This window comes from Corynebacterium sp. ACRPJ (assembly GCF_022347345.1).
GTDB lineage: Bacteria > Actinomycetota > Actinomycetes > Mycobacteriales > Mycobacteriaceae > Corynebacterium > Corynebacterium tuberculostearicum_D.
Genome location: NZ_JAKRNC010000029.1, coordinates 1 through 7,317 on the forward strand (window position 1 = coordinate 1; position 7,317 = coordinate 7,317).

The following is a 7,317-nucleotide window of genomic DNA, read 5'->3' on the forward strand; positions in this document are numbered from 1 at the left end:
TCTCAGGAGCAGGCTCTGCGGGCGTGTCGGTACCCGGGGTATCGGTACCCGGGGTGTCAGTGCCCGGGGTATCGGTACCCGGGGTGTCAGTGCCCGGGGTATCGGTACCCGGGGTGTCAGTACCTGGGGTGTCAGTACCCGGGGTGTCAGTACCTGGGGTGTCAGTACCTGGGGTGTCAGTACCCGGGGTATCGGTACCCGGGGTGTCAGTACCTGGGGTGTCAGTACCTGGGGTATCGGTACCCGGGGTGTCAGTACCTGGGGTGTCAGTACCCGGGGTGTCAGTACCCGGCGTATCGGTACCCGGGGTGTCAGTACCCGGGGTGTCAGTACCTGGGGTGTCAGTACCCGGGGTGTCAGTACCCGGGGTGTCAGTACCCGGCGTATCGGTACCCGGGGTGTCAGTACCTGGAGTGTCGTGTCCACCGCCGTCATTCGGAAGGCCAGGCTGATCAACTGGCATAACTGGCTGCGCTGGACCAGATTTCTTATTCGGAGGAATCACAATAGTAATGAAGGCATCTTGGGGCTGCGCAGGAATTGTGACACCCGGATCCTTTTCAAACTTCGCCGGATCATAATCACTTACAATTTTGTAACCAGTTAGCTGCGTAAACTCTTCTGCATTACCGGTAAATCCTGGATAATTCTTTTCGTCTGCCTCTGCCGAACTATAGTACGGATCACGACCGGTGATCGTCGCAGCAGCAGCAGCTTTGGACGTACCAGTATGAGACACTAGCGCCACTAGGTACACGGCATAGTTCGCAGCCGCCTTCTTGTCGCCTCGCGCGGTAGCCGCCTTGAGCTTTCTAGCTACATTAATGGCCCCGTCACGATATTCTTCGGGAATTTCAAGCTTCGACGCTTCCGCTTGATCATACTTAACCCCATTATTCATTGGGATAACCAAGCTAGCGTCCATACACCAACCCCAGCCCACGTTATTCTCGGGATGCCCGTGATAGCCTTCACCAGTCTGGCCCTCAATTGGGGCACCGGCCCAAACTAACGGCCCCCAAGAAGTATCTTCGGCAGCCTTGCCAGTATTTTCACCAAGAGTGGTGTTCGGCTTGAAATCGGTAGGCTCAGCGGCCTCCGCCTTGCCGCCCGGAACGGTAACCATGGCCGCAATTACCGCAATTGCAGCAAGCACTGCGGTAAAGACCATCCACCCCTCTCGGGATATGTTTCTTAATTTACTCATTCTTTCCTCTTCGAGCGGTACAAATACTTACATTCGTTTCCTGTACAGCGAGCGTTTTCGCTGAGCAGAACCTGAAATTGAGACTTGAACACACTGCGGTTAATCAGGGTTTTGAACCCGAATCTGGATTAACTCTTATTGTGCTCTCAGGATAATATCACGGGAAAATTTAAGGCGCCAGCCAGAAACCTTTAGAAAACTGCACGTTATGCAGGATTTCTAATTCTTTAACCACAGGTAGATGTACTTATTTTCACGGGTAACCTGGTGTTAAATACATATGTTCGATGCCCACTAGGCACATTCTAAGGTTAAAGAGCCAAACCGCTAGCTTAACCAATACTAAGATTGGATTTAACGAGACCCATGTAAACACTTCTGTACGCTGCGTTTTATCTAATTTGGTGCAAATTTGAGAGAGGGATTTGCACGGAATTTCTTCGCAGCACTCCGGAATTATCCATAGAAAGTTGGTGTTACAGGTGTTACTGGAGAGCATTTCCTACGGGTGTACAAACGTTCGATGCTCCAGAAATGCCGTAAACATTGACCCTATTGCCATTCATCTCCAAGAAGGGATGTGTGAGCGAAAACTCTGCCTAGGGTCATCACAATCACACTTAGGAACCCCGGACAGGGAGTGAGGAAGAATTGGGCAAAGAAAAATCCGCACGGGCGTCGGCAAGCGGATGCTTTACCGAGGCCTCAGTGCGGATTCTGGAATGAATTAAGCCTTAGAGAACGGCAGTAACCTGGTAGCCCTTCTCCTGCAGGAGCTGGGAAACTGCCTCAAAAGTATCGCCATCCTTGTCCGGGTTGTAGGTCTCCGGGTTCAGGGCAATATGGGCGGTGTCGCCTTCATAGCGGACGCTGATGAAGTCGTAGCCGGCTTCGGCATGGGCGGCGTCGATAAGAGCCTGCACATCGTCGTTGTTACCCTGCTCAGCAACAGCAACCTGCTCCTGCTCAGGTGCCGGCGCAGCCTCCTGTGCTGGGGCACCCAGGCCGAAGAAGCCCATAATCGTGGCTAGCAGGCCGCTCAAAAGCTTGATAATCATTGAAGTAACTCCCTGTGATTTAGTGCGCGGGAATTTGGCCCGCGAAAGCTGAAAACTCTCTGTACTTAAAGCAATCTTAACTTTAGCTTAGTATATAGTTACGTTCAACAGGGAACGCCTTAATTCACCATGCCATGGCCCTGTGTGCGGTTAAGGTACGCTGAAACACCACAGCGCCCGTGCTCCGTCTCAATGACGGGACACGGGCGCTTTCGCTCAATTAGGGCTCAATTCCTTAGAAAGACCAAGAGCTGGGTGAGGATAGGAACCTTTGTTGTCTGCTTGGAGGGCTAGGAGAAGCATCGTGCAGAGAGCCAGTTCAGCTGTGCTAGAGAGTGGGGCTCTCACACCAGGCTAATAAGGACTACATCCTTACTGGTCTTCCATGACATCGTGACGCACGATGGTCTGGTCGCGGCCCGGACCAACGCCGATATAGGAGATACGGCAGCCAGACAGCTCTTCCAAGCGCAGGACGTAATCCTGTGCCTTCTGCGGCAGCTCCTCAAAGGTGGAGCACTCCGTGATGTCCTCATCCCAGGCCGGCATGGTCTCGAAGATGGGTTCGGCGTGGTGGAATTCGGACTGGGTAAGCGGCAGCTCGTCGTAGCGCTTGCCGTCGACGTCGTAAGCCACGCAGATCGGAATCTCGCCGATGCCGGTGAGAACGTCCAGCTTGGTCAAGAAGTAATCGGTAAAGCCATTGACGCGGGTGGCATAGCGCGCAACAACGGAGTCATACCAACCACAACGGCGCTTGCGGCCGGTGTTCACACCAATCTCACCACCGGTGGTCTGCAGGTACTCGCCCCACTTATCAAAGAGCTCCGTGGGGAACGGGCCGGCACCCACGCGGGTGGTGTAAGCCTTGATAATGCCCAGCGAGGTCTTGATGCGCGTTGGACCAATGCCGGAGCCCACGGAAGCACCACCGGCGGTCGGGTTAGACGAGGTCACGAACGGGTAGGTGCCGTGGTCCACGTCGAGCATGGTGGCTTGGCCACCCTCCATGAGCACGTGCTTGCCAGCTTCGAGGGCCTGGTTGAGCTCCAGCTCGGCGTCGATAACCATCGGGCGCAGGCGATCGCGGTAGCTCAGGAAGTACTCCACAATCTGGTCCGCCTCGATGGCCTTGCGGTTGTACATCTTCACCAGCATCTGGTTCTTAATATCCAGGGCGGATTCCACCTTCTGGCGCAGGATGGACTCATCAAAGATGTCCTGCACGCGGATGCCAATGCGCGCAACCTTATCGGCGTAGGTCGGACCAATGCCGCGGCCGGTGGTGCCGATAGCGCGCTTGCCCAGGAAGCGCTCCTGCACGCGGTCCAGGGTCTGGTGGTACGGCGCCACTAGGTGCGCATTGGCGGAAATCTTCAGGCGCGAGGCATTCGCACCGCGGGCCTCAAGGCCGTCAATCTCATCAAAGAGCGCCTCAAGGTTGATCACTACGCCATTGCCCAGCACCGGGGTGGCGTTCTCGGACAAAATGCCGGCCGGCAGGAGCTTCAGCTCGTATTTTTCGCCGCCTACCACGACGGTATGGCCGGCGTTATTACCGCCGTTCGGCTTGACCACGTAGTCAACCTTGCCGCCGAGGATGTCGGTCGCTTTGCCCTTGCCTTCGTCGCCCCACTGGGCGCCGACAATGACGATCGCTGCCATTGTTTAGTCACTTCCTCATAATTGAAGCCAAAATACTCTCCAACTTTACACTTTCCCGGCGCAAAAAGCCCGCGTAGCATTGTCCGCATGCGTTTTTTGTTCCTCCGTTGCGGCGCCCCGGGCGTGGCCATGCCTGCCGACGCCCATGATCTCTCCCCCATCCCTACCCGCAAAGAGCTCGCGCTTATCGACGCCTTCCTCAACCCTCTCCTCCCCACAGACCCCACTCCCTCGCTCGATGACATTGCCGCGCAACCCGACGTCCGTCACCTCGGCGCCCCCGAACCTGCCCCACAGGCCCCGCACTTAGCTGAGCCCGCCCGCATCGTCGTCGTCGGCTCCGACGCCGCCCTCTCGGCCGTGCTCACCCGCCTCATGCGCTCCGACCGCCTCTGGGCCGAGGTCGCCTTCATCCCCGTCTCCTCAGCCGCAGCCTCCACCCCCTCAACCACCGCGCCGGCCGCCTCCACTCCGTCCACCCCGTCCGCGGCCGCCCAGAACTGGGGGATTCCCACCTCCCCGGCCGAGGCCCTCGACTTCGCCCGCACGGCCCCGGTCCGCCCTGCGCCGCTTATCCGCAACGATTCCGGCCTCGCCGTCGCCGGCTCCGCCACCATCTCCGACGCCTCCAATGGCTCTTTCACCGGCGAAGTCATCATCGACGACCACACCCTAGCCGCCACTTCCCCCAAAACCTTCGGCGCGCGCCTCGTCCCGATGACCGACGCCCCCGGCATCCTCGCCGCCCGCGCCACCTCCCCCGTCGAGTCGCAGGGCCGCCTGCGCTCGCTGCTGCGCAAGCCAGGCCAGCTCGACCCCGAATCCGTCAGCACCGGCCGCGCCGTCCAGGCCGGCGGCCCGCAGCTGCGAGTCATCGTCGATTCCGTCCCCCACAAGCGCCCGGTAACCCGCGTGACGTTCTACCGCCACCTGCGCGACCTCCAGATCGTCCGCCCTTAACCCCGCGCGAGGTCCTTGCCTCCGCGCGAGGACGCTAGTCCTCGCGCCCCCACACCTCCGGCGGGTAGGCCGGGTGCTGCGAGGTCGGCACGAGGTGCGCCACGGCCGACTCGCGCGAGAGCCCGCACACCATCAGCATGTCCACCACGATCGAGCGCGTCTGGCCCAGAATCATATAGGCCGACAGCGTGCCTTCCCTATCAATGATGTCCAGCCCGGCGCGCCCGCCCACGATGCGCAGGCGCTGCACAAGTTCCGGAATTTCAATCGCCTCGTCGTGCCCATGCTTCTTGCCCTGGCCGTAGAGCTCACTAATCGCGAGCATGATTTCAGAAAGCTCATCGAGCAACTCCACCTGCTCGTCCGAAACTTTGTCGCGGTCCTCCGTCAGGCCCAGCGCCTGGCGGGAGAGCACGCGCACGCCGCGGACCGCGTTATCCACCGGCAACAGGATGCGCTCCAGCGAGCGAATGCTGCGCCGCGAGGCCCACAACAGCGGTGAAACCTCCGAGGCCTCCCTACCCGATTGCGCCGCGCTCAGCAGGGTATTGACGCTATTTTGCGTACCGCGTACTGCCTCGCGTGCGTCGCGGATGACGGCGGGGTCTTGCTGGCGGATGCCATACGTGACGTCGGCAAGAATGCTTGAGGCAACCTTAAGCACCTTCGACACCTCGCGCCGCGCTTCCACCAACGGGGAATTGGGAATCAACGCAATGGTTATCAGGCCAATGCCCGAGCCAATCATCGCGTCAATCGCGCGGTGCAGGCCGCCCGGGCCCTCCGTGGGTGGGAAAATCGTGGCGATCAAAATCGCGCCAAAGACAATCTGGTTGGTCACCAGCGGCGACTTGGTCAGAAACGAGCCCACCACCAGGCCCGCGCCCACAATGAAGAAAATCTGGAACGGCCCTTGGCCCACTATCTGGAAGAGCAGGTCGCCCACGGCCACGCCAATGATGCCGCCAATCGACATCTCCAGCGCCTTTTTCATCCTGTCCCCACCGGACATCCCCAGAATGATGACCGCAGAAATCGGCGCAAAGAACGGCTGCGGGTGCCCCACCACATCGCCGGCCACCCAGTACGCGAGCGCCGCGCCAATGGTCGCCTGGATGATGTAGACAAACCGCGAGCGGATGCGGTTGACCCGCGAGAGCACCGAGCGGTCAATCACCCGCAGCTTCTGCCGCGTTGAGACTCTTTCCTTCGCTTCCGACATGACCTCCAGCATAGAAGACCGCCCTTACCATCGCCGCCGGCCCCGCGCATCTCGGCCGTCGGCCGGCTTGTGGATAGCTCTTGCCGACGCCCCCTTTTCCCCCACCTATCCACAATTTCCACCTCCCCGGCCGCGCACCGCTTGTTCGGCCTTCGAGCCCCCTTTAGCTTCGGCCGTGTGAACACCGAATTTCTCTTGCTATGCCGCCGCGGCGTCGACCTCGTCGCCGAATTTCAGGGCTGCACCGAAGACTCGCTCCTCGAGGCCGGAGCCAGCCCCCTTCTGGCTGCCCAGCTCGCACGCCTGCAACACGTCTACTTCGGCCGCACGTCCAATACCCGCAAGCAGCGCCTCGCCCGCGACGCCGCCCGCACCCGCGCTCACGACCTCGCCACACTCGATAGCATCGAGTCCTATACCCGCCGCGTGCGCGATACCAACCGCGCCTGGGACCTGCGCCTAGAACTGTGCCGCACCGAGTCCCGCTTCATCCCTTCTGTGGCCAAGAAGCTCCTCAAGCAGCTCAATCCGCCCCGTCGCCCCGAGCCCGGCGTGCGCTATACCCGCCGCCCCGACGGACCCCACACCATCTCCATTACGGCCGATCCCACCGATATCGCCGATATCAAGGGCGTGCTCGCTTCCGTCAACAAAGATGATCCCCTCGCCGCCGCCAAGAAGGTCCTCCTCGAGGGCAACCCCGGCGCGCTGCCGGCCGTGCATACCAACGTCATCCTCACCCTGGACCAGCTCGACCGCATCGTCGCCGCGCCTGCCGACGCCTCCGATATCACCCTCCAGCTCACCAACGGCGCCCGCATGACCGGCGCGCAGCTCGTCGCCCGCGCTTTAGCCCAGCGCGGCTACGTCAGCCTGGTGCACCCGGAGCACGGCCCGGTGAACCTGTACCGCACCGAGCGCATGGCCACGTGGAAACAGCGCATGCTCGCCGCGGCCGAGCATCCCGTGTGCGCCTGGCCGGGCTGCAATACGCCTGCCGACGACGCCCAAATCCACCACCTCACCGCCTGGTCCGCCGGCGGGCCCACCAACCAAGAAAATCTGGTCACCTTGTGCGCGCACCACAACGCCGTCAACCAAGACGACCCCTCCCGCCCCACCGAGCGCGGCCGCATGGTGCGCATCGATGGCCGCGTCGCCTGGGTACCGCCGTGGAGCAACACCCCACGCTTCGTCCCCAGCCC

At 60.7% G+C, this 7,317-nt stretch carries 5 protein-coding genes and 1 pseudogene; 2 read left to right on the top strand and 4 right to left on the bottom strand.

The window, feature by feature from the left end:
* The 3 genes and pseudogenes from MHY08_RS11475 to MHY08_RS11485 all read right to left on the bottom strand — a co-directional run.
* Positions 1-1,207 (bottom strand): annotated as a pseudogene (locus MHY08_RS11475) (adhesin); the annotation flags it as partial.
* A 734-nt stretch (positions 1,208-1,941) separates the two neighbouring features.
* A complete protein-coding gene (locus tag MHY08_RS11480; protein ID WP_239236771.1) occupies positions 1,942-2,265 on the bottom strand; it encodes a malonyl-CoA-ACP transacylase in 324 nt (107 codons plus the stop codon).
* A gap of 372 nt (positions 2,266-2,637) precedes the next feature.
* Positions 2,638-3,930: an adenylosuccinate synthase gene (locus tag MHY08_RS11485; RefSeq protein WP_179387036.1), complete on the bottom strand. Its 1,293-nt coding sequence runs from the start codon at positions 3,928-3,930 to the stop codon at positions 2,638-2,640.
* Between the two features lie 87 nt (positions 3,931-4,017).
* Between MHY08_RS11485 and MHY08_RS11490 the strand changes: the two genes are divergently transcribed.
* A complete protein-coding gene (locus MHY08_RS11490; protein ID WP_204610882.1) occupies positions 4,018-4,890 on the top strand; it encodes a hypothetical protein in 873 nt (290 codons plus the stop codon).
* Positions 4,891-4,924: 34 nt separating this feature from the next.
* Here the strand turns inward: MHY08_RS11490 and MHY08_RS11495 are convergent, their stop codons facing one another.
* Positions 4,925-6,124, bottom strand: a complete 1,200-nt coding sequence (locus MHY08_RS11495) for an aromatic acid exporter family protein (RefSeq protein WP_239236772.1) — start codon at positions 6,122-6,124, stop codon at positions 4,925-4,927.
* Between the two features lie 165 nt (positions 6,125-6,289).
* Between MHY08_RS11495 and MHY08_RS11500 the strand changes: the two genes are divergently transcribed.
* Positions 6,290-7,317, top strand: a 1,028-nt coding sequence (locus MHY08_RS11500) for an HNH endonuclease signature motif containing protein (protein WP_239236773.1), incomplete at its 3' end; no start/stop codon positions are given.

Coding starts and splice junctions, on each gene's coding strand:
- MHY08_RS11480 (WP_239236771.1), bottom strand. CDS start 2,265: ATGATTATCAAGCTTTTGAGCGGCCTGCTAGCCACGATTATGGGCTTC.
- MHY08_RS11495 (WP_239236772.1), bottom strand. CDS start 6,124: ATGCTGGAGGTCATGTCGGAAGCGAAGGAAAGAGTCTCAACGCGGCAG.
- MHY08_RS11490 (WP_204610882.1), top strand. CDS start 4,018: ATGCGTTTTTTGTTCCTCCGTTGCGGCGCCCCGGGCGTGGCCATGCCT.
- MHY08_RS11485 (WP_179387036.1), bottom strand. CDS start 3,930: ATGGCAGCGATCGTCATTGTCGGCGCCCAGTGGGGCGACGAAGGCAAG.